This window comes from Serratia sp. SA088 (assembly GCF_049065515.1).
GTDB classification, from domain to species: Bacteria; Pseudomonadota; Gammaproteobacteria; order Enterobacterales; family Enterobacteriaceae; genus Serratia; species Serratia nematodiphila.
In genome coordinates this window covers 126,027-148,244 of record NZ_JBAKGW010000009.1, presented here as the reverse complement: position 1 = coordinate 148,244, position 22,218 = coordinate 126,027, and the positions used below count along the sequence as shown (strand labels likewise).

At 61.4% G+C, this 22,218-nt stretch carries 16 protein-coding genes and 3 tRNA genes; 9 read left to right on the top strand and 10 right to left on the bottom strand.

Annotated features, from left to right (window positions below):
* Positions 1-51: 51 nt before the first annotated feature.
* The 3 genes from queF (at position 52) to xni (ending at position 3,267) form a co-directional block, all read left to right on the top strand.
* Positions 52-897, top strand: a complete 846-nt coding sequence (gene queF, locus ACOWVD_RS21055; RefSeq protein WP_004931905.1) for an NADPH-dependent 7-cyano-7-deazaguanine reductase QueF — start codon at positions 52-54, stop codon at positions 895-897.
* Positions 898-1,089: 192 nt separating this feature from the next.
* The gene (ppnN, locus tag ACOWVD_RS21050; RefSeq protein WP_021505658.1) at positions 1,090-2,454 is read left to right on the top strand and encodes a nucleotide 5'-monophosphate nucleosidase PpnN; all 1,365 of its coding nucleotides are present in this window, start codon (positions 1,090-1,092) and stop codon (positions 2,452-2,454) included.
* 54 nt (positions 2,455-2,508) lie between these two features.
* Positions 2,509-3,267 carry a flap endonuclease Xni gene (xni, locus tag ACOWVD_RS21045; protein WP_049241677.1) on the top strand — a complete coding sequence of 253 codons (759 nt, stop codon included), beginning with the start codon at positions 2,509-2,511 and terminating at the stop codon, positions 3,265-3,267.
* 40 nt (positions 3,268-3,307) lie between these two features.
* Here the strand turns inward: xni and rlmM are convergent, their stop codons facing one another.
* From rlmM to ACOWVD_RS21025, 4 genes are all read right to left on the bottom strand, one after another.
* Positions 3,308-4,411, bottom strand: a complete 1,104-nt coding sequence (rlmM, locus tag ACOWVD_RS21040; protein ID WP_004931897.1) for a 23S rRNA (cytidine(2498)-2'-O)-methyltransferase RlmM — start codon at positions 4,409-4,411, stop codon at positions 3,308-3,310.
* Complete coding sequence (locus tag ACOWVD_RS21035) at positions 4,404-4,799, bottom strand: DUF423 domain-containing protein (protein ID WP_004931896.1); 396 nt, start codon at positions 4,797-4,799, stop codon at positions 4,404-4,406. The genes rlmM and ACOWVD_RS21035 overlap by 8 nt, the downstream gene beginning before the upstream one ends.
* A 51-nt stretch (positions 4,800-4,850) precedes the next feature.
* On the bottom strand, positions 4,851-5,768 hold the full coding sequence (locus tag ACOWVD_RS21030; RefSeq protein WP_421105768.1) for a transcriptional regulator GcvA: 918 nt from the start codon (positions 5,766-5,768) through the stop codon (positions 4,851-4,853).
* A gap of 385 nt (positions 5,769-6,153) precedes the next feature.
* Positions 6,154-6,378 (bottom strand): YgdI/YgdR family lipoprotein, encoded by a 225-nt coding sequence (locus ACOWVD_RS21025; RefSeq protein WP_028127531.1) that lies wholly within the window; start codon positions 6,376-6,378, stop codon positions 6,154-6,156.
* Positions 6,379-6,574: 196 nt separating this feature from the next.
* On the opposite strand from ACOWVD_RS21025, the gene csdA reads away from it, so the two are divergent.
* Together csdA and csdE are read left to right on the top strand one after the other, a co-directional pair.
* Positions 6,575-7,780: a cysteine desulfurase CsdA gene (csdA, locus tag ACOWVD_RS21020; protein ID WP_049241674.1), complete on the top strand. Its 1,206-nt coding sequence runs from the start codon at positions 6,575-6,577 to the stop codon at positions 7,778-7,780.
* 19 nt (positions 7,781-7,799) lie between these two features.
* Entirely contained in the window at positions 7,800-8,234 is a 435-nt protein-coding gene (gene csdE / locus ACOWVD_RS21015; RefSeq protein WP_044030600.1) for a cysteine desulfurase sulfur acceptor subunit CsdE, read from the top strand.
* On the opposite strand, the gene tcdA is transcribed toward csdE, so the two are convergent.
* A complete protein-coding gene (gene tcdA, locus ACOWVD_RS21010; RefSeq protein WP_004931886.1) occupies positions 8,225-9,031 on the bottom strand; it encodes a tRNA cyclic N6-threonylcarbamoyladenosine(37) synthase TcdA in 807 nt (268 codons plus the stop codon). The two genes, csdE and tcdA, sit on opposite strands and share 10 nt — an antisense overlap.
* A gap of 84 nt (positions 9,032-9,115) precedes the next feature.
* Positions 9,116-10,252 carry a murein transglycosylase A gene (gene mltA, locus ACOWVD_RS21005; RefSeq protein WP_004931884.1) on the bottom strand — a complete coding sequence of 379 codons (1,137 nt, stop codon included), beginning with the start codon at positions 10,250-10,252 and terminating at the stop codon, positions 9,116-9,118.
* Between the two features lie 216 nt (positions 10,253-10,468).
* On the opposite strand from mltA, the gene ACOWVD_RS21000 reads away from it, so the two are divergent.
* From ACOWVD_RS21000 to ACOWVD_RS20990, 3 genes are all read left to right on the top strand, one after another.
* A tRNA-Met gene (locus tag ACOWVD_RS21000) sits at positions 10,469-10,545 on the top strand.
* A 58-nt stretch (positions 10,546-10,603) separates the two neighbouring features.
* Positions 10,604-10,680 (top strand) — tRNA-Met (locus ACOWVD_RS20995).
* 65 nt (positions 10,681-10,745) lie between these two features.
* Positions 10,746-10,822 (top strand) — tRNA-Met (locus tag ACOWVD_RS20990).
* Between the two features lie 90 nt (positions 10,823-10,912).
* Here the strand turns inward: ACOWVD_RS20990 and amiC are convergent.
* The gene (amiC, locus tag ACOWVD_RS20985) at positions 10,913-12,166 is read right to left on the bottom strand and encodes an N-acetylmuramoyl-L-alanine amidase AmiC (RefSeq protein WP_004931882.1); all 1,254 of its coding nucleotides are present in this window, start codon (positions 12,164-12,166) and stop codon (positions 10,913-10,915) included.
* Between the two features lie 239 nt (positions 12,167-12,405).
* Between amiC and argA the strand changes: the two genes are divergently transcribed.
* Complete coding sequence (argA, locus tag ACOWVD_RS20980) at positions 12,406-13,731, top strand: amino-acid N-acetyltransferase (protein ID WP_004931881.1); 1,326 nt, start codon at positions 12,406-12,408, stop codon at positions 13,729-13,731.
* Positions 13,732-13,769: 38 nt separating this feature from the next.
* Here the strand turns inward: argA and recD are convergent, their stop codons facing one another.
* Genes recD through ptrA form a run of 3 tightly spaced genes read right to left on the bottom strand, consistent with a single transcriptional unit; the run spans position 13,770 to position 22,053 of the window.
* A complete protein-coding gene (gene recD / locus ACOWVD_RS20975) occupies positions 13,770-15,620 on the bottom strand; it encodes an exodeoxyribonuclease V subunit alpha (protein WP_049240049.1) in 1,851 nt (616 codons plus the stop codon).
* Positions 15,617-19,168, bottom strand: coding sequence for an exodeoxyribonuclease V subunit beta (recB, locus tag ACOWVD_RS20970; RefSeq protein WP_342135089.1), 3,552 nt, complete (start codon positions 19,166-19,168; stop codon positions 15,617-15,619). Before recB ends, recD begins: the two co-directional genes overlap by 4 nt.
* Positions 19,165-22,053, bottom strand: a complete 2,889-nt coding sequence (gene ptrA / locus ACOWVD_RS20965) for a pitrilysin (protein ID WP_049240101.1) — start codon at positions 22,051-22,053, stop codon at positions 19,165-19,167. Before ptrA ends, recB begins: the two co-directional genes overlap by 4 nt.
* Between the last annotated feature and the right edge of the window lie 165 nt (positions 22,054-22,218).

Genomic DNA, 22,218 nt, shown 5'->3' with positions numbered 1-22,218 from the left:
ATACGTTAAACTGATGGCCATTGTACCTATCTCTGAGCGAGGTGACAGCAGATGTCCTCCTATCAAGACCACCAGGCCCTGTCAGGGCTGACGCTGGGCAAACCCACCGCCTACCGCGATCGCTACGACGCCACGTTGCTGCAGGCGGTGCCGCGCAGCATGAACCGCGAGCCGCTGGGGCTGTATCCCGACAACCTGCCCTTTCACGGCGCGGATATCTGGACGCTGTACGAACTCTCCTGGCTGAACGCCAACGGGCTGCCGCAGGTGGCGGTCGGCGAGATCAGCCTCAACGCCGACAGCCTGAACCTGATCGAATCGAAAAGCTTCAAACTGTATCTCAACAGCTTCAACCAAACCCCGTTCGCCGATTGGGAAACGGTGCGCAGCACCCTGCAGCGCGATCTGTCTGCCTGTGCCCAGGGCGAGGTAAGCGTCACCCTGTTCAGCGTCGAGCAGCTGGAAGGCACACCGATCGCCCGTCTGGCCGGCGACTGCATCGACCAGCAGGATATCCGCATCGACAATTATGAGTTCAACGCCGACTACCTGCTGAACGCCGCCGGTGAAGAGGTGGTGGAAGAGCAATTGGTCAGCCACCTGCTGAAGTCCAACTGCCTGATCACCCATCAACCGGACTGGGGCTCGGTGCAGATAAGCTACCGCGGCGGCAAGATCGATCGCGAAGCGCTGCTGCGCTACCTGGTCTCCTTCCGCCACCACAACGAATTCCACGAGCAGTGTGTCGAGCGCATCTTCAACGATCTGATGCGCTACTGCCGGCCGCAAAGCCTGACGGTTTACGCCCGCTACACCCGCCGCGGCGGGCTGGACATCAACCCGTGGCGCAGCAACGTCGTATTCGCTCCCGCGCACGGCCGCCTGGCGCGCCAATAAGTGCGAAACATTGCTCAACAACTGAGCTAACGAGCGGTTTATGTTGGTAAAAGCCCAGGGACGGCGGTAAGGTTAAAACGAGGCTGCGGCCGGGCAGAGCGCCCGCTGCGCCGCAGCACGCCAACCATAACGAGATGCTGTTTTGCTGCGTATGGATTACTACCGCCCCGCACCGGGTGCAAAGGAGTTACCTTGATTACACACATCAGCCCGCTTGGCTCTATGGATTTATTGTCGCAGCTGGAAGTAGATATGCTGAAGCGCACCGCCAGCAGCGACCTGTACCGCCTGTTCCGCAACTGTTCGTTGGCCGTGTTGAACTCCGGCAGCCAAACCGACAACAGCAAACAGCTGCTGTCGCGCTATGAAACCTTCGACATCAACGTGCTGCGCCGCGAGCGCGGGGTGAAGCTGGAGCTGGTCAACCCGCCGGAAGAGGCGTTCGTCGACGGCCGCATCATCCGTTCGCTGCAGGCCAACCTGTTCGCCGTGCTGCGCGACATCCTGTTCGTGCACGGCCAAATCGCCAGCGCCGGCCGTTTCCAGCACCTGAACCTGGAAAACTCGGCCCACATCACCAACCTGGTATTTTCGATCCTGCGCAATGCGCGCACGCTGCATCTGGATGAAGATCCCAACATGGTGGTGTGCTGGGGCGGGCACTCGATCAACGAGAACGAATATCTGTACGCGCGCAAGGTCGGCAGCCAGCTGGGCCTGCGCGAGCTCAACATCTGCACCGGCTGCGGGCCGGGCGCCATGGAAGCGCCGATGAAAGGCGCGGCGGTCGGTCACGCGCAGCAGCGTTACCGCAACAGCCGCTTTATCGGCATGACCGAGCCTTCGATCATCGCCGCCGAGCCGCCTAACCCGCTGGTGAACGAGCTGGTGATCATGCCGGACATCGAAAAACGCCTGGAAGCCTTCGTGCGCATCGCGCATGGCATCATTATCTTCCCGGGCGGCGTCGGCACCGCCGAAGAGCTGCTGTACCTGTTGGGTATCCTGATGAACCCGGAGAACAGTGAACAGGTGCTGCCGCTGATCCTGACCGGGCCGAAAGAGAGCGCCGACTACTTCCGCGTGCTGGACGAGTTCATCATGAACACGCTGGGCGACGAAGCGCGCCGCCATTACACCATCATCATCGACGATCCGGCGGAAGTGGCGCGGCAGATGAAAAAAGCCATGCCGCTGGTGAAGGAAAACCGCCGCAACACCGGCGATGCCTACAGCTTTAACTGGTCGATCCGCATCGCGCCGGATCTGCAGCTGCCGTTCGAGCCGACCCACGAGAACATGGCGAACCTCAACCTGTATCCGAACCAGCCGCCGGAGCAATTGGCCGCCGCGCTGCGCCGCGCCTTCTCCGGCATCGTGGCTGGCAACGTGAAGGAAAACGGCATCCACGCCATTGAGCAGTTCGGCCCGTACAAGCTGCACGGCGAACCGCAAATGATGAAGCAGATGGACAGCCTGCTGCAGGGCTTTGTCGCCCAGCACCGCATGAAGCTGCCGGGCAGCGCCTATGTGCCCTGCTACGAAATCGTCGCCTGACCCTCAATCCCGGGCGGCGTAACGGCCGCCCTGTTTTTTCTGACCTTACCGCCCATGATGATACACCTACTGATTGTCGACGCCCTGAACCTCATCCGCCGCATTCACGCCGTGCAGGGCTCCCCTTGCGTCAACGCCTGCCGCCACGCGCTGCAGCAGTTGCTCCAGCACAGCCGCCCGACCCACGCGGTGGCGGTATTCGACGAGGACGACCGCAGCGACAGCTGGCGCCACCAAATTCTGCCGGACTACAAGGCCGGGCGCTCGCCGATGCCGGAAAACCTGCAGCAGGAGATGCCGCAGCTGCGCGAGGCCTTCGCCGAGTTGGGCGTCGCCAGCTGGCATTCGCCCGGCAATGAGGCGGACGATCTGGCGGCCACGCTGGCGGCGAAGGTCGCCGGCGGCGGCCACCAGGTGACCATCGTCTCCACCGACAAAGGCTATTGCCAACTGCTGGCGCCGAACGTACAAATTCGCGATTACTTCCAGAAACGCTGGCTGGATATGCCTTTCGTGCAACAGGAGTTTGGCGTGCAGCCGCAGCAGCTGCCGGACTACTGGGGGTTGGCGGGGATCGGCAGCAGCAAGATCCCCGGCGTGGCCGGCATCGGACCGAAAACCGCCGTGCTGCTGCTGCAGCAGTCGGGCAGTCTGGACGGGCTTTATCAGCACCTGGGGCAGGTGCCGGAAAAATGGCGCGGTAAGCTGGAGCAGCACCGCGAGCTGGCCTACGTCAGCAAACAAGTCGCCACGCTGCGCACCGATCTGTCGCTGGACGGCAACCTGCAGCAGCTGCGTCTGCCGATACAATAAGGGCGCTGCAAGCAGCGCCCTTCATCAAGGCTTCACGCGGTTAATCGCGCTCGTCGCGGCGGCCCGGCACCGCCGACCACATGCGGCGCACGTGTACGGTGATCTCTTCGCGATCGTGATACAGCTGCTTGGCGTGCACTTCAGCGCTGATGCCTGCGGCGCCCAACGCTTCGCGGATGCTCATCAGGTTTTGCGACACTTCCTCGTAGCGCTTTTTCATCGGCAGCTTGAGGTTAAAGATCGCTTCACGGCACCAGCCTTTCACCAGCCACTGAATCATCAGGCTGGTCACCTTCGCCGGTTTCTCCACCATGTCGCACACCAGCCAGTAGATCTTGCTGCTGTTCGGCTCAAACTTGAAGCCGTCTGCGCGGTGGTGCGTCACCTGGCCGGTTTCCATCAGGCTCGGCGCCATCGGGCCGTTATCCACCGAATGCACCATCATGCTGCGTTTCACCAGCTGATAGGTCCAGCCGCCCGGGCAGGCCCCCAGATCGACTGCGTGCATGCCGCTGGCCAGGCGCTCGTCCCACTCGTCGGCGGGGATGAACACGTGGAACGCTTCTTCCAGCTTCAGCGTCGAGCGGCTCGGCGCATCGGCCGGGAAACGCAGACGCGGAATGCCCATATAGAACGGTGAGTTGTTGTTGCTGTAGGAATAACCGACGTAGCAGCAGCCCGGCGCGATGAAAAATACATGCACCACCGGGCGAGTCGGGTTCTCGCGCGCCATCAGCACCTTCTGCTCGCGCATCGCGGCGCGCAGCGGCACCGTCAGCTTGCGGCAGAACTTCATCAGCTCTTTGCTTTCGTTGGTGTCCGGCACTTCCACCCGCAGCTCGCCGCCGCGATCGACCACGCCGATCAACATGCCGACGATCGGCGATACCCGATCTTCCGGCGGCAGATCGCGCAGCAACTCCCCCACCACGATCATCTGGCGGGCGAAAATCAGTTCGCGGAACGGAATTTCCCGCGCCAAACGGTCGGCATCGTCCGGCTGATAGCATTCGAACAACACGTAACCGCTGTGCTCTTTTACCCGCGCAAAGCCGTAAATCTCCAGCTGGGCGGCTTTATCGGTGATCTCCGCCGCACACTCTTTTTCGAAGCCGGGGCGGCAGTACAACGCAATCTTATTCATGGCGCTCGGCCTTTTTCCTCAGACGCAAAGCGCCAATCAACATCAATATCCAGCCGATCAAGAAGCACACGCCGCCAACCGGCGTGATATATACCCAGACCTTCAGGTGCGACAGCGCCAGGCAATAGAGGCTGCCGCTGAACAACACGGTGCCGAACGCCAACAGCGCTCCGCTCCAGTAAAACCACAGGCTCACGCGGCGCTGCATTGCGACCGCCAGCGCCAGGATGGCCAGGGTGTGGAACCCCTGATATTCCAGCCCGGTGCGGATCCAGGCCATTTCGTTGGCGCCCAGCGTGCCGCTTAACACATGCGCGCCGAATGCGCCCAACGCGACAAACACAAAGCCGCTGATAGCGGCGAAAACCAGCATGGAACGGCTGCTCATCGTGATCTATCCCATTAAAAATCACCGGCCGCGGCAAGGCGGCGGCCGGCCTTATTGTTCGTAGCGGAAGCGGAACTTCTCTTGTTCGCTGGCGGCGCGCGCCAGGATCCACTGCCGGAAGGCGGCTATTTTACCCAGTTCTGCCTGGCTGTCATGACATACCAGATAAAAAGCGTTTTTACTGACCAACACATCGTTGAACGGGCACACCAGGCGACCGGCTTCGATCTCGGTTTGCGCCATCACGTTATTCACCAGCGCCACACCCTGGCCGTGCACCGCCGCCTGCACCACCATGGCGCTGTGGCTGAAGATCGGCCCCTGCTGCACGTTGATGTGTTGCAACCCCAGCTGGCGCGTATAGGCCAGCCAGTCGCGGCGTGAAACGTCATGCAGCAACGTATGATAAGCCAGATCGTCTGCGGTTTTCAGCTGATGATCGCCGGTCAGCAGGCTCGGCGAACAAACCGGCAGCAGATATTCCGCATACAGGCGCTCGGCGCGCAGCCCCGGCCAATTGCCGCGGCCGTAGAAAATCGCCACATCGACGTCGTCCGCCAGCTTGTCTTCTTCGCGGTCCACCGCCTGGATGCGCACATCGATCCCCGGATAAGCTGAGTTAAAGCCGGAAAGGCGCGGCACCAGCCACTGAATGGCGAAGCTCGGCGGCAGACTGACGGTCAATGCCCCCTTGGCGCTGCGCGCCTGCAGCTTGCGCGTCGCCTCGTTGATCGAAGAGAAGATCTCCTTGATATCGAGGTAGTAACTTTGCCCCTCTTCGGTCAGCAGCAGCGAGCGGTTGCGCCGACGAAACAGCTTCAGCCCGAGGAAGTCCTCCAGCGACTTGATCTGGTGGCTCACCGCGGCCTGGGTCACGAACAGCTCTTCCGCCGCCTTGGTGAAACTCAGGTGGCGAGCGGCCGCATCGAACACGCGCAGCGCATTGAGGGGAGGTAAGCGTTTAGACATTAAATTAGCTACTTTTGTGTAACATTAATCCGAATGATTCGGCGCCGAAAATCGGGCGGCTTTGCGTGGCAAGCCATCGGTAAACGCTAACGGCGTATTGCCATTAGTTTTTTTTATCCGAGCCATTATAATTTGTCCGTTGAGGATGCGCCAGCAAATACCTATAGTGGCGGCACTTCCCGGGCCGGAACGAAAAGGGAGTGGGTGTCGAGGACGCCGATGAACTTTTGGCTTGTGGTTGTGATGTTGTGTTTGCAAATTGTCCGGCGATTCCGGACATGGTAGCTAGGCTACTGTTTTTTCACTTCCTGTACATTTACCCTGTCTGTCCATAGTGATTTTATGCAGCACCGCAAAACTTGCGGTGCTTTTTTTTGCCTGACGCTTATTGGTCGCTTTCAACCATTTCTTTCACATCGGCGCGGTTGATCTGTTGCTCGACGCCGTTGGCGTCTTTATAGCTGATCATGCCGGTATCGTTATCCACTTTAGGCTTGCCGTCAGCAACAATGGTGCGTCCGTCATTGGTATGCATCACGTAGTTGCTGGAACAGGCGGCCAGGGTGAACGTAAGCATCAGGGCAGAGAGAACTGCGGCTGTTTTCTTCATTGAGGACTCCTTTGTAGTTTTAAATGCTGATAAATACCTTTTATGTGTATAAATGCGATTAATAAGCGCACATTTAATAGCATAACAAACTTTCTCAGTTTTGCCAGGCGATAAGTCCTAATAGGCAGGATCGCTTGTCTCCGGCGGCAAAATAGGACAGGATCACCCATCGACTCAAGCCAGTGACAATCAGGGTATGACGCCTTTTAACCCCAGCCTTTTTCGCCAACAGTTTCCCGCGCTCGCGCAGGACGGTATCTATCTGGACAGCGCCGCCACCGCGTTGAAACCGCAGGCGGTGATCGACGCCACACAGCAATTTTATCGCGATGACGCCGCCACCGTGCACCGCAGCCAGCATCGGGCAGCGCAGGATCTGACCGCCCGCTTCGAGCTGGCGCGCGGCCAGGTCGCGCAACTGATCCATGCGCCGTCGGCCGACGACATCGTCTGGACGCGCGGCACCACCGAGGCGATCAACCTGGTAGCGCAGAGCTACCTGCGCCCGCGTCTGCAGCCGGGGGATGAAATTCTGGTGAGCGAAGCGGAACACCACGCCAACCTGATCCCCTGGCTGATGGTGGCGGAGCAAACCGGCGCGCGGGTGGTGAAACTGCCGATCGGCGCCGACCGGCTGCCGGACCTGACGCAGCTGCCCGCCCTGCTCAATGACAAAACCCGCCTGTTGGCGCTGGGACAAATGTCCAACGTCACCGGCGGCTGCCCGGATCTGGCGCCGGCTATCGCGCTGGCCCATGCCGCCGGCGCGCGTGTAATGATCGACGGCGCCCAGGGCGTGGTGCACAGCCCGGCCGACGTACAGCGGCTCGACATCGATTTCTACGCCTTCTCCGGCCACAAGCTGTATGGCCCGACCGGCATCGGCGCGCTGTACGGCAAAGCCGAGCTGCTGGCGCAGATGGCGCCGTGGCAAGGAGGGGGAAAGATGCTGACCCAGGCGTCGTTCGACGGCTTTACCCCGCAAAAGCCGCCGCACTGCTTCGAGGCCGGCACGCCAAACATCGCCGGCGTGCTGGGATTGGCCGCTGCGCTCACCTGGCTCAGCGAACAGGATATGGCGGCGGCGGAGCGCTACAGCCGCGAGCTGGCGGACCGGGCGGAACAGAGGTTGGCGCAGCTGCCGGGCTTTCGCAGCTTCCGCAGTTCCGGTTCCAGCCTGCTGGCGTTCGATATCGCCGGCGTACACCACAGCGACATCATCACGCTGCTGGCGGAGCAAGGCATTGCGCTGCGCGCCGGCCAGCACTGTGCGCAGCCGTTGATGGCGGCGTTAGGCGTCAGCGGCACGCTGCGCGCGTCGTTCGCTCCCTACAATACTCAACAGGACGTCGATACGCTGGTCAGCGCGTTAACTCACGCCCTCGATCTGCTGGCCGACTGACTTGACTCCCGGAGACGCTATGCTCGCCCCCCATCCTTTTGGCCGAGAGGTCACCGCCGACGCGTTGATCGCCACCTTCAGCGCGCTGAAACAGTGGGAAGACCGCTACCGCCAGCTGATTATGCTCGCAAAACGGCTGCCGCCGCTGCCGGAAGCCTTGCGCAGTGAAGAAATGGCATTGAGCGGTTGTGAAAACCGCGTCTGGCTGGGGCACCAGTTGCTGGAAGACGGCACGCTGCACTTCTATGGCGACAGCGAAGGCCGCATCGTGCGCGGCCTGCTGGCGGTGCTGCTGACCGAAGTGGAAGGGAAAACGCCGCCGCAGATCGCCGCAATGGATCCGCTGGCGCTGTTCGACCGCCTGGCATTGCGCGCGCAGCTGAGCGCCACCCGCGCCAGCGGCCTGGCGGCGTTGGCCGCCGCCGTAAAGGCGATCGCCGCCCGTTACGCCTGACGCGCCGCCTTCGCCACCATCTTTTTCAGCGCGTGCGACACGGCGACGAAGCCGAAGGTGGCGGTGACCATGGTCGCCGCGCCGAAACCTGCGCTGCAATCCATTCTTTTCGGCCCTTCCGCCGTGCTGCGCGAAGCGCATACCGAGCCGTCCGGCTGCGGATAAACCAGCGGCTCGCTGGAGAAGACACAGTCGATGCCCAGCTTGCCCTTGCCGTTTTTCACCACGTTGAAATCGTGCTTCAGCCGCTCGCGCAGTTTGGCGGCCAGCGGATCCTGAATGGTCTTCGCCAGATCGGCCACTTCGATTTTAGTCGGGTCTATTTGCCCGCCGGCGCCGCCGGTAGTCACCACAGGGATCTTGAAACGGCGGCAGTAGGACAGCAGCGCCGCCTTCGGCCGCACGCTGTCGATGGCGTCGATGACATAGCTGAAGTTATGGTCCAGCAGCTCGGCGACGTTGTCCGGGGTAATGAAATCATCGATGCAGGTCACCCGGCATTCCGGGTTAATCGCCAGGATGCGCTCCGCCATCACCTCGGTTTTGGATTGCCCGACATGCTGACGCAATGCGTGGATTTGACGATTGGTATTGGTGACGCAGACATCATCCATGTCGATCAGGGTGATGGCGCCGATGCCGGTGCGCGCCAGCGCCTCAGCCGCCCAGGAACCCACGCCGCCGATGCCGATCACGCAGACGTGTGCCTGCGCGAACACCGCCAGCGCCTGCTGGCCGTACAACCGCGCCGTGCCGCCGAAACGCTGCAGATAGGCTTCCGAATAAGCTGTGCTCATAACGCTTTAATTACCTTCGTAATGCAAATGATAAGGGCCGGAAAATCCGGCCCTTGCGGGTCAATCTTTTCACACCGCGCGCGTTTACCGGGTGGCCAACAACGAACCGCCGCCGTTTGACTGATTGGCGCTGAACAGCTGGCCACCGCCGTTGTTCTTCAGCACCCAGACGCGGCCGTAGTGGTTGTAGTACCCCGCCGAGTGGCCGGCTTCCGGCCCGATGCCCTGATACATGTCAAAATGCTGGCCCTTGATGGCGCCGCCCACGTCGAGCGCGACCATCAGACGCATCTCGTATTTTCCCGTGAATTTACCCTTGTTGTCCAGCAGCGGCACTTCGGCCAGCAGCGTGGTGCCCGCCGGGATCAGCGAACGGTCGGAAGCCACCGAGGCTTTGGCGATCAGCGGCACCGCACTGGCGCCTTTCACCGGCGCAAAAGCTTCCGGGCGGAAGAACACGAACGACGGGTTCTGCTCCAGCAGCTCACGCACCTCTGCGGCGCTGTGGGTATCCGCCCACTGACGGATCGCCTGCATCGACATGTCCGCCTTGGCCACTTCGCCGCGATCGATCAGCACCTTGCCGATGCTGCGATAGGCGTGGCCGTTCTTGCCGCCGTAGCCGAAGAACACCAGCGGCTGGCCGTTGCCGTAGTCGACATAACCGCTGCCCTGGACTTCCATCATGAAGTTGTCCATCAGCGAGTTGGTGTAAGCGATGATATAGCGATCGTCGAGCGCGCCGGAGTAGATGCCCGCGCGATCCGGCAAGCGGCCTCTGCCCTTCGGCGGCATGCGGTACAGCGGATAGCGGAACTCGCCCTGTTGGGTATAGCGCGCCTGCACCACCGGCGTATAGTAGCCGGTAAACTGCACGTTGCCGTAATTGTCGACGCCTTCCATCTGGTAAGCGCTGAGGCCGTACTGGCTCAGCATGCGCGTGTCGGCGCCGGACGCCATCCAGCTTTGCACCGCCTGATAGGTGCTGTTGTTGCGGTTAAACAGCGAAGGCGACGCGTACTTGATCTCCATCAGCTGATCCGAGTAATCCTTGGCGTTGACCGGCGAACCTTTGGCGTTGGGCTGATTGACCAGCTCCAGCGATTGATCCAGACGGCCGTCCTTATATTGCTGACCCCGATCGGTCGGCTTGGACGAACAGCCCGCCAACACCGCCACCATCAACCCGCCCAGCAGGTATTTGCCCCAACGTCCTTTCATCGCGCACACTCTCAAACTGATATGATCTACCGGCTGAACGATAACAAACGCTCATTGATAAAGGAATCGCTGCAAATAAAAAAAGCCGCACGGAGGATGGTGATGAAAAAGAAGGCAAATTGCGGGCAAATTCAGCAGAAAAACGGGTTTAGGGCAATAAAATGCAAAAAGGGTTTGCAACAAAACGCATGGAGAGTATAGTGCGCATCCATCGGACGCGGGGTGGAGCAGCCTGGTAGCTCGTCGGGCTCATAACCCGAAGGTCGTCGGTTCAAATCCGGCCCCCGCAACCAACCGATGCCGCATTGGCGGTATTTTTCGTTTGGTTTCGATAACAAAGTATTACACGGACGCGGGGTGGAGCAGCCTGGTAGCTCGTCGGGCTCATAACCCGAAGGTCGTCGGTTCAAATCCGGCCCCCGCAACCAACCGAATGTCGTACCAGCGGCATAACATGAACGGTGGTTTCGTCGTAATACCGCATCAAGACGGACGCGGGGTGGAGCAGCCTGGTAGCTCGTCGGGCTCATAACCCGAAGGTCGTCGGTTCAAATCCGGCCCCCGCAACCAACTCTTGATGACAACAGATAAGCACCCTGACGGGTGTTTTTTTGTATCTGCAATCCGCGAAAATAGCCGGACTCGCGCCCGGCCCTGCCGTTATCGACTCGCCAGCGCGCCGCCGTTGGCGAAATAAGCCTTGATGCCCGCCAGAATCGACTCCGCCACCTGCTGCTGGAAATGGCTGGTGCGCAGCTTGCGCTCCTCTTCGATGTTGCTGATAAACGCCGTTTCCACCAGGATCGACGGGATATCCGGCGCCTTCAACACCGCAAAACCGGCCTGATCGACGCGATTCTTGTGCAACCGGTTGATTTTGCCCATCCGGTTCAACACTTCCTTGCCGAATTTCAGGCTGTCGTTGATGGTCGCGGTCTGGATCAGATCGAACATGGTGTGGTCGAGATAGCGGTCGCCGCTCTTGCTGACGCCGCCGATTTGGTCCGAGGCGTTCTGCGTCTGCGCCAGGAACTTGGCCGCCGAGCTGGTGGCGCCTTTGGTGGACAATGCGAACACCGATGACCCGCGCGCGGCGCGGCTGGTGAAGGCGTCGGCGTGAATCGAAACGAACAGATCGGCGCGCTGCTTGCGCGCCTTGGCGACGCGCACCTTGAGCGGAATAAACACGTCTTCGTTGCGCGTCATGAACACTTTCATGTTCGGCTCGCGCTTGATCATGGCGCTCAGCTTGCGGGCAATCTGCAGTACGATGTCTTTCTCACGCGTCTTGTACTTGCCGATCGCGCCGGGATCTTCGCCGCCGTGGCCGGGATCCAGCATGATGACGATCGGCCGATCGCGCCCCGCTTTGCCGGCCTGCGGCGCTTCCGGCGGGAGCGTGCGCTCCAGATCGCCCTTGTTGTAATCTTCCAGTAACGCCAGTAGCGGATCATATTCCTCGCCGCCGCTGCCGCCCTTGGTCGGATAGAGATCCATCACCAGACGGTTGCGATACTCCGGCACCGGCGCCAACGTGAAAATATGCGGGCTGACGCTTTGTTTGAGCTCCAGCACCAGCCGCACGGTATTCTGATCGAACTGGCCGACGCGCGCCTGCTTGAGATAAGGATCGTCGGCGCGCACCTGCCCGGCGATGCCTTTCAGCACGCTGTTGAGATGCACGCCTTCGATATCCACCACCACGCGATCGGGATTGGTCAGGGCGAACTGCTTGTATTTCAGCTCGACGTTGGATTCCAGCGTGACGCGGGTATAGGTGGAGGATGGCCAGACGCGCACGGCGATCACGTGCGATGATGCGGCGAAGCCCGTACGACTCACACTCAGCAACCAGCTGGCGGCAACGCCCTGTAATAAACGACGGCGGCCCAGATTGTGATTAGCGTTTGGCATGCGGCTCCGGCAGTAATAGCTGTTTACAACAGATGAAAAAAACACCAATGAAATGGGGATGCCGAAAACTTTAACCAATCATTCCAGCCCTGTCATCAGAAAATCTTTTTATGGTTTTTCAATTTATTAACGATTTAGCGCCCTTAGCGCACGCTTCATGACGATTTCCCACTTGCCATCGGCGCAATAAAAGAATAAAAATACAAAAATATCGTATAAATATGCAAAGAGGTTTGGCCGTGAAGGAACGTAGTACAGAGCTGGTGCAAGGATTCCGTCACTCAGTCCCCTATATCAACGCCCACCGCGGCAAGACGTTTGTCATCATGCTCGGCGGGGAAGCCATCGAACACGAGAATTTCTCCAACATCGTCAACGATATCGGGTTGCTGCATAGCCTGGGCATTCGCCTGGTGGTGGTTTACGGCGCACGGCCGCAGATCGACGCCAATCTGGCTCAGCATAACTATGAGCCGATCTACCACAAACACACCCGCGTGACCGACGCCCATACGCTCGAGCTGGTCAAGCAGGCCGCCGGCCTGCTGCAGCTCGACATCACCGCCCGGCTGTCGATGAGCCTCAACAACACGCCGCTGCAAGGCGCACATATCAACGTGGTCAGCGGCAACTTCATCATCGCGCAGCCGCTGGGCGTCGATGACGGCATCGACTACTGCCACAGCGGCCGCATTCGCCGCATCGATGAAGAAGCGATCCACCGTCAGCTCGACAGCAACGCCATCGTGCTGATCGGCCCGGTCGCGGTTTCGGTCACCGGCGAGAGCTTCAACCTGACTTCGGAGGAAGTCGCGACTCAGCTGGCGATCAAACTGAAAGCGGAAAAAATGATCGGTTTCTGCTCCTCGCAGGGCGTGACCGACGCGGAAGGCAACATCCTTTCCGAGCTGTTCCCCAACGACGCGCAAAAGCGCCTTGAAGAGCTGGAGGAAGGCGGCGATTACCATTCCGGCACCGTGCGCTTCCTGCGCGGCGCGGTGAAAGGCTGCCGCAGCGGCGTACGCCGCAGCCACCTGATCAGCTATCAGGAGGACGGCGCGCTGGTGCAAGAACTGTTCTCACGCGACGGCATCGGCACCCAAATCGTGATGGAGAGCGCCGAACAGGTGCGCCGGGCGACGATCAACGACATCGGCGGCATCCTGGAGCTGATCCGGCCGCTCGAGCAGCAGGGTATTCTGGTGCGCCGTTCGCGTGAACAGCTGGAGATGGAGATCGACAAATTCACCATTATCGAACGCGACAACCTGACCATCGCCTGCGCGGCGCTGTACCCGTTCCTGGAGGAAAAAATCGGTGAAATGGCCTGCGTGGCGGTGCATCCCGACTACCGCAGCTCTTCGCGCGGCGAAATGCTGCTGCAGCGGGTGGAAAACCAGGCGCGGCAGATGGGATTAAAGAAGCTGTTCGTACTGACCACCCGCAGCATCCACTGGTTCCAGGAGCGCGGATTCACTCCGGCGGAGGTCGACGTGCTGCCGATGCAGAAACAGGCGCTGTACAACTACCAACGCCGCTCCAAAATTCTGCTGGCGGATCTGTAATCACTGTGGGCGCGGCCGCTACCGCGCCCCTTCAATGCTTATTCCGTTGCCTGCAGCCGTTCAGCCAATCCGCTGCGGCGCTGGGTCGGCATACGAATGGCCCGCAGCAGCACCGCCTCCGTGGTATACAGCGAGAGCTGCTTACGCGCGCGGGTGATCGCGGTATAGACCAATTCACGCGTCAGCACCGGCAGGAAGTGATTCGGCAACACCAGCACCGTATGGTCAAACTCCGATCCCTGAGATTTGTGCACCGTCATGGCATAGGCGGTTTCATGCGCCGGCAAACGGCTCGGCTGCACCGACTTGATGCTTCCATCAGGCAGCTGGAAATGCACGCGCAGCTCGCCGCGCTCATCCGGCAGCGTAATGCCGATATCCCCATTGAATAACCCCAGCGCGCTGTCGTTGCGGCCGATCATCACCGGCCGCCCCCGATACCAGCGGCCGAGCACGCCCGGTTTGCGGTCGATCAGGCCGGCGCGCTGCAACCCTATCTCAATACGTTCATTCAGGCCGGCAACGCCAAACGGCCCTTCACGCAGCGCGCACAGCACCTGGAAGCGGCCAAAGGCCGCCAGCACCGCCGCCGCATCCGCGCCCTCGGCGGCCAACCGCAAATAGTCGCGGTAGCCCGCCACGCACGCGTCCAGCAGCGCCTGATACTCTTCGCTCGTTGCCAGCGCATAGCCCGCGACATCGCCGAAACTGCCGCTTAAGGCTGCCAGCGCGCGCTCCCCGGCACCGGCGTTAACCGCCAACGCCAGCTGACCGATGCCGGAGCGGGCATCGAAGCGATAGCTCTTGCGCAGCAGGCATAGGCTGTCACGCACCGCCGCTTCCGCGTCAGCCTGCTGCCCTTTGATCGCACAACCGGTCAGGCGGCTCAGCTCCGCCGCGCGCGCATCGCTGTATCCCTGCTCGGCAAAACGGCAAATGTCCCCCAGCACCGCGCCGGCCTCCACCGAGGCCAGCTGATCGCGATCGCCGAGGAAAATCACCCGCGCCCGATCAGGCAGCGCGGCAATCAGGCGCGCCATCATCGGCAGATCGACCATCGAGGCCTCATCCACCACCAGCACATCCAAATGCAGCCGGTTGCCGCGGTGATAGCGCATGCGTTGACTGTTCGGCTGCGCCCCCAACAGGCGGTGTAACGTCGCCGCCTCCGTCGGGAACAGCGCCTGCTGCGCCGGGGTCAACGCCAGCTGACGGCTGGCGCTGCCAAGCGACTCCGTCAGACGCGCCGCCGCCTTGCCAGTCGGCGCCGCCAGCTGAATGCGCAAGCGCGCGCTTTCATCGAGCTGCACCAGCGCCGCCAACAGCTTGGCGACGGTGGTGGTTTTACCGGTGCCCGGCCCGCCGGAAATGACAGCAATGCGCCGCGTTGCAGCCACCGCTGCGGCGATTTTCTGCCAGTCGGGCTCGTCGCTCGCCGCGCCGAACAAGCGATCGAGAATGGCACGCAGCTCCGCCTCCGGCACCGCCAGCGATTCGCCTTCACCGCCGATAAACGCCGCCACTTCGCCTTCGTTTTGCCACATGCGCTGCAGATATAAACGCGGCCCGCGCAGCACCAACGGCGTAGCGCCGCTGCCGTCTCCGACCGCCGCACTGGCCGCCAGGCGCTGCTGCCAACGCGCGCTATCCGGTCGCCCGGCCGCCACCCACAGCGCCAGCGCCAGCGCCGGCTGGCGCCCTTCAAACAGCGTGTCCGCCTGCAGCTGTTCCAGCATCAGGCAGACGTGACCGGCCCCCGCCTCTGCGCTCAGGCAGGCGGCGGCCAGCAAAATATCGGGCTCGTCTTCGTTCGCCACCACGCGGGCGAACTGCACGTCCAGCGGGCGCAGCACGCCAAGCGCCACCGCCTGCTCCAGCAGTGCGATCATGATCCTTCCTCCGTCGCCGCAGCCTCGCCGCTGAACAAGCGATCCATCCCCGCCACCAGCTCAAACTCGGGAAGACAGGTGAAAATGCCGTTGCCCGGGTGCGCCGCATCCACGCCGCGCAGGAACAGATAAATCACCCCGCCGAAATGGTGCCGGTAATCGTAATCCGGCAGCCGATGACGCAGATAACGGTGCAGCGCCAGCGTATACAGCTGATATTGCAGATCGTAACGATGCTCCGCCATCGCCTGCTCCATCGCCGGCCGGGTATAGGCGCTGCTGTCTTCCCCCAACCAGTTGGACTTGTAGTCCAGCAGGTAGTATTTGCCCTGCCAACAGAACACCAGGTCGATAAAGCCTTTCAGCATGCCCTGCACCTGATGGAAATCCAGCGCCGGACAGCGGGCGGAAAGCGGATCGTAACGCTTCACCAGAGCATCGAGCTCCTTCGCCTGCAACAGCCGGTTGATCGGCAAATAGAACTGCAGCTCGGCCTGCTTGTGCTGCGGCGTTAACGCCGCCAGCGTCACGCCGCTGCCATCGAGCGGCGTGTTGAGTAGCACCTGCATCCACGCCAGCAGTATCGGTTGCCAGTGTTCAGCGAACCCTTGCTGTTGCAGCTGTTCCAGCAACCACTGTTCGTCGAGCGGCTGGGTGAAGTCCAACGTTTCGAACAGGCTGTGCAGGAAGGTGCCGGGCGTCGCGCCGCGCGGGAAGGTATGCGGTGTAAGCGCTGGCTCACTCTCCTCACTCCGCTCCCCCGCAGCGTCGATATCCAGACGCGGCAGCAGATCCTGCATCAGGCTCGCGCCGTGCTGCTGCAAACCGGTATAGCTGGTCACCCGCCAAAAATCCTGGATCCGCCGGGTAAAGCTTTTCGCCGCCAGCGCTTCGGCCAACGCCGTCTGGGGCTGCCAAGGCGCCTCGTCCGGCGATTCAACCAGCGACAGCGCAATGCCGCCACCCGCCAATTGCTGCAGCCGCTCCTGCAGATACACTGCGTCGCCGGGCTGCCCGCCCTGCACCAGATAGCCCAATGCGCTGCGGTGCAGATCGGTATCGCCCTGCTTCTTGCGCGTGCCCTGGAACAACGGCGCGATGCCGATGCTGCAGTGGTACACCGAGCGGGTCAGCGCCACGTACAGCAGACGCAGGTCTTCCGCTAACCGCTCCTCCTCCGCCCAGGCCTGGCTCTCTTCATTGGCGTCGAGGTCCAGCAACGCCTGGAAACTGTGGCGATCGTGATACAGCGCCTGCTGCTGCTGGCGGAAGTTGCCGACGAACGGCAGCCACACCAGATCGAACTCCAGCCCCTTGGACTTGTGGATCGTGATCACCTGCACCAGATGCCGGTCGCTCTCCAGCCGCAGCTGCTGATTGTCGGACTGGCGATTAGGCTGGGCGATCTGCTGCGCCAGCCAGCGCACCAGCGCATGCTCGCTGTCGAGCTGCGCCGCCGCTTCTTGCAACAGCTCCCCCAGATGCAGCACGTCGGTCAAGCGACGCTCGCCGCCGGCGCTGGCCAGCAGGTTCTCCGCCAGTTGGCGCGCTTTCATCACCTCGCTCAGCATCGGCAACACGCCGCGGCGCAGCCAGAGCGTGCGGTAATTGTCGAATTCATTAACCAGCGCGTCCCAGGCGCGCTCATCGCGGCTCAGGCCGTCAAGCGTCGGCGCGTCCAGCCCCATCAGCCCGGTGGCCATGGCGCTGCGCAGCGTGCGCTCCTGCTCCGGCGCCAACACCGCCTGCAGCAACCACAGCAGGTCTTTGGCCTCCGGGGTGTCAAACACGCTGTCGCGGTTGGACAGGTAGACCGACGGGATAGACAGCGCGCTCAGCGCATCGCGCACCAACGCCGCCTCATTGCGGCTGCGCACCAGCACCGTGATATCGGAGGCTTGTACCGGCCGTGACGCCTTGCCGCTCTGCAGCCGCGCCAGCCCCTGCTGCCCGGCGCTGAGCCAGTCGCGAATTTGCGTGGCGCACAGGCGCGCCATCAGCTGTTGGTAATCACTTACACCCACGCCTTCTCCCTGCTGCAGCCAGAACTGCATCGCCGGCTGCGGCGTGCCGTGCAATTCAAACGCCAGCCCTTGGTTCTTTTCCGCCGCGTTAACCTCAATAAAGGGGATTTGGCCGAACAGGAAAGGTTTTTCTACCTGAGAAAACAGGTGATTGACGCTGGCGACCATCGACGGCGACGAGCGCCAGTTGGTCTCCAGCGTATAGTGGGCGCTCACCTCTGAACGCGCACGCATGTAGGTAAAGATGTCGGCGCCGCGAAAGGCGTAAATCGCCTGCTTGGGATCGCCGATCAGCAGCAGGCCGCAATCGGGCCGGCCGACGTAAAGTTTTTGGAAAATACGGTATTGCTGCGGATCGGTATCCTGGAATTCATCGATCATCGCCACCGGGTATCGCTGGCGGATCGCCTGCGCCAGCTGTTCGCCGCCGCCGCTTTGCAGGGCGCCGTCCAGCCGGCTGAGCAGGTCGTCAAACCCCAGCTCGGCGCGCTGGCGTTTTTCCTGCTGAATGGAGGTGCGGATCTCGCTGAGCGCACGCGCCATGATCAGGTCGCGCAGCGTCAAGGGTTCATCGAACAGCTCATCTATCGCCGTGAACAGCGCATGACGCGGCGGCTCGCCCTTCTTGGTCTTCTCCAGCAGCACCGACTGGCGAAATTTATCCAGTTCCTTCGGCAGCTGGTAGTCCTGAGTCTCCTGCCCGCTCCATTCGCCGACCTTGTTCAGCCAGTTCGGCAGGTGTTTACTGCTGTAGCTGCGCTTATCGACGCCGGACTGGGCGATCAACGCCTCCAGATCGCCCGCCGCCGCCCGCCATTGCGCCTTGATGGCGTCGATGCGCGCGACGATCTGCTCGTGGCGCATCAGGACGGTTTCTTCGTCCTTCGGCGGCCGACGCAGCGCCGGCGCTTCGCCGTGCAGATAGCCGGAGAGATCGGCCAGCAACGCTTCCGGGCCGCTCCACTCCTGGCTGACCGCACGCGCCACGCCCAGCGGCAACGGATAGCAGTGGCGACGCCAGAAATCGGCACAGGCCTGCCGCCGCAGCGGCAGCTCGTCCTGCACCAGCGTTTGTTCAAACAACATGCCGGACTCGAAGGCGTTGTGCGTCAGCATCCGTTGGCAAAAGCCGTGAATGGTGTAGATCGCCGCTTCGTCCATTTGCCGCTCCGCTGCCAGCAACTGTGAGGCGGCGTCGCTCAAATCGTCAATTTCTTCCATCAGCGCCGAAAACAACGGGTTGGCGCTGACACCGCGCACGCAGGCGATGCGCAGCCCGTGGATATTGTCGCGGATGCGCCCGCGCAGCTCCTCGGTGGCGGCCTCGGTAAAGGTCACCACCAGGATTTCTTCGACCGTCAGCGGGCGGGGAAACGCCGCGTCACCGCCCAACCCCAGCAGCAAGCGCAGATACAGCGCGCCAATGGTAAAAGTTTTGCCGGTGCCCGCCGACGCTTCTATCAGGCGTTCGCCGAACAGCGGCAACGACAGCGGCTCCAGCCTCTGCGGGGCAATTTCCGTCATGGTGTTGCCACTTTACGCGGCAAAATCTGCTGCAATGCCGACGCGTTCGGATAGGTGACCCAATCCTTAGGCGCCGCGTAATCCGCCTTGTCTTGCCCGCTGCCGCTAACCTGCGACAGCACCGCCAGCCCCTGTGGCTGGATCACCGCCTGGTGGAAATAATCCGCCAGTTTGGCCGGCGTCAGCTGTTGCACCTGCGCGATCAGTTTCTGACGAGTATCGAAGGCGAAGTTGCCGCGATCGAAATCGTTGGCGAACCGGCTGGCCTCTTCGCTCAGGGTTTGCGGCCGCTGTTTCAGCTCATTGATGAGCGCCTGTTTGTACTGTTCAAAGTCCGCCTCGCTCATGTCGCGCAGGCGTTTCTCGGTTTTCGGGTAGAAATCCTGATAGCGCTGGTACAGGTAGGCCGGCTGTTTGCTGTTGCTCTGCAACAGGAAGCCCACGCCCCACTGGCGCCCCACCGACATCGGGAAGGCGAAGACCGCGTACCCCAATTGCTCCTGCGTGCGCAGCTGGCTGTAAAACCACGGCTGAATAATCTGCCCCAGCAGCGAACTGTAGGCCATGCCGGTCACTTCGTCGTAGCCGATCGGCACATAAACCGCCGCCAGCGCCGAGTCAGTGCTGCTGCCCACCTGTTGCAGGTTGGCCAGATGATCCTTGTCCACCACCACGTCTTCGCCGTGCCACCATTCACTCCCGGTACAGCCCAGACGATGTTTCAGCGTCGACGCCAACGTGTCGACCTGCTGCTTGCTCATGTTGCCCACTACCAGCAGCTCCGGCGTGGCCTCGGCCAGCAGGCTGTCGCGATAGGCCAGCACGTCTTTCAGCGTTAACGTCTTCAGCACTTCGCGGCGCTCGCTGCGTTCGGAATATGGCACGCGGGAAACCATCTGCACCGGCTGAATGGCCAGCTCAAACGCCTTGCCCTTCTCGGCGGCGTCCAGCTGCTCCAGATACCAGGATTTGGCTTGCGCCAACTGATCTTCCGTCGGCGTGAAGCTGGAATACCCCTCGATCAGCGCCGTCAGCAACTGCGGCAAACGCTGGGTGAAACCGTTGGCGTTAAACATCAGACCGTTGTTCGGCGAGGTCGAGAAGCTCAGCCCACCGACCGATGCCTGATAGCTCAACTGATCCAACGCGAGGCCGGCCAGATAATCCGTCAGCGAGAACAGCACCTGATTGCGCGCGGAATCCATGGTTTTGGCGTTGCGGAAAGCGACGGTGACGTCGGCCTTCGGCTCGTCGGCGAAGTAACGACTCGGCATGTACAACACGCGCAGGCCGGGTTTATCCACCACCATTTCCGGTTTTTTGAACTCGTGCGATGGCTTGGTCAGGGTAAAGTCATCCGGGATATACGGGTTGAGCGCCGGCAGCGACAGGGAAATGCCGCTCTCCAACTGCTGCCACTGCGTAAAGCGCTGCGGCGTGATTTTGTCGACCTGGTAAGGCGCGTTGACGAAATAGGCCGTCTTGTTGTGCGGTTCATCCGGGCTGACGAACCAGATGCGCGCGTTTTGCGGCGTCATGGCGTCCAGGCGTTCGGCGATCGCCTTTGGATCATAACGGTCGGCCAGATAAGGCGCGTCCAGCGCATGCTCAACCGGCACGCGCAGCATGGTGTCCACCAGCCATTCGATATAGTCCATGTCGCGCGTGATCGAGGGATAACGGAAGTCCAGGTTCAGAACATGCGAGATTTCATCGAAGTAGCTCTGCTTGATGCCCTCGCTGCGCAGCATTTTCAGGTAGTTGAAAATGGCGGCGACGACCTCATCGCGCTGGGCCAGGCCTTTGTCAGTGAGTGAAACGCTGATGGCGAAGACGCCGCCGTTGCGATCCACCATCGGATCGGCGCCGGCATTGATGGCGTCCGCCAACCCCTGCTTCTGCAGCCAGTCAGACAGGGTGTTTTTGCTGCGGTTGCCGATCAGGTAGCTGATGTAGATATCGGTTTTGCTGCGAAACGCGGCGCTGTTGTTATCGATGCGGAACTCGACCTTCAGCTGCTTGCGCGGCTGCGCCGGCACATAGTGAATGATGATGCCCTGCTGTTCCGGCGTGACGGCCGGCACGGTGATCGGCGGCACGCTGGCGTCATGATTCGGCACGCGGCCAAAGGTTTTCGCCGCAATGCCAGCCAACTGCGGCAGCGACTGATTACCGTACAAAACGCCCATCATCAGATTGGCGGAATAGTAACGCTTATAGAAGCCGGTCAGTTCATCGTGCAACTTGCTGTCCGGCTTGTCTTTCAACGTATCGAGATTGCCGCCGGAGAAGCGCGCGCTCGGGTGCGCCGGGTTCAGGGTTTCCGCGCCGACCTGCGCCATGCGCATGCCGTCGCGCGAACGCGCCATCGTCAACTCGGCGTTCACCGCGTTGCGCTCGCGATCGGCATTGCCCGGATCCAGCAGCGGCTCGGCAATGGCGTCGGCCATGCGGTCGACCGCCGGCTCCAGCGCGTCATTTTCCACTTCCAGATAGAAGGCGGTGCGATAAGAGGCCGTGCTGGCGTTGTGGCTGCCGCCGTGCTTTTTCAGGAATTCGGACAGGTTTTCCGGCTCTGGATAGCGTTTGGAGCCCATCAGCACCATATGTTCCAGATAGTGCGCCAATCCCAGTTGGCTGTTCGGATCTTCGAGCGACCCAACCGGCAATGCCAGCGCCGCCAGCGATTTCGGCGCCTGGGCATCGGACACCAGCAACACCGTCATGCCGTTAGCCAACTTGATCGCCTCGTACTGACGCGGATCGTGCTCGCTCTTGTTGATCTTCTCCGCCAGCGGTTGCCATCCTTGCGCGGCCCAACTCAACGGCGCCCAACACATAGCCAATAGTACCAGCCCGGTGATACGGGCCAACTGTCTGCGCATATCCAAAATAAACCCCTATTCTGACGTCGCTACGCCCACTCCCTGACGTTGGCGACGTGCATCAAAACCACATAACCAAATCTGTACTCGCCGGGTTCTTCGCCAATGTGGCGGCCCGAAACACGGCGTGTATATGCCTGTACGTTATGTAAGACCGGGAATCAC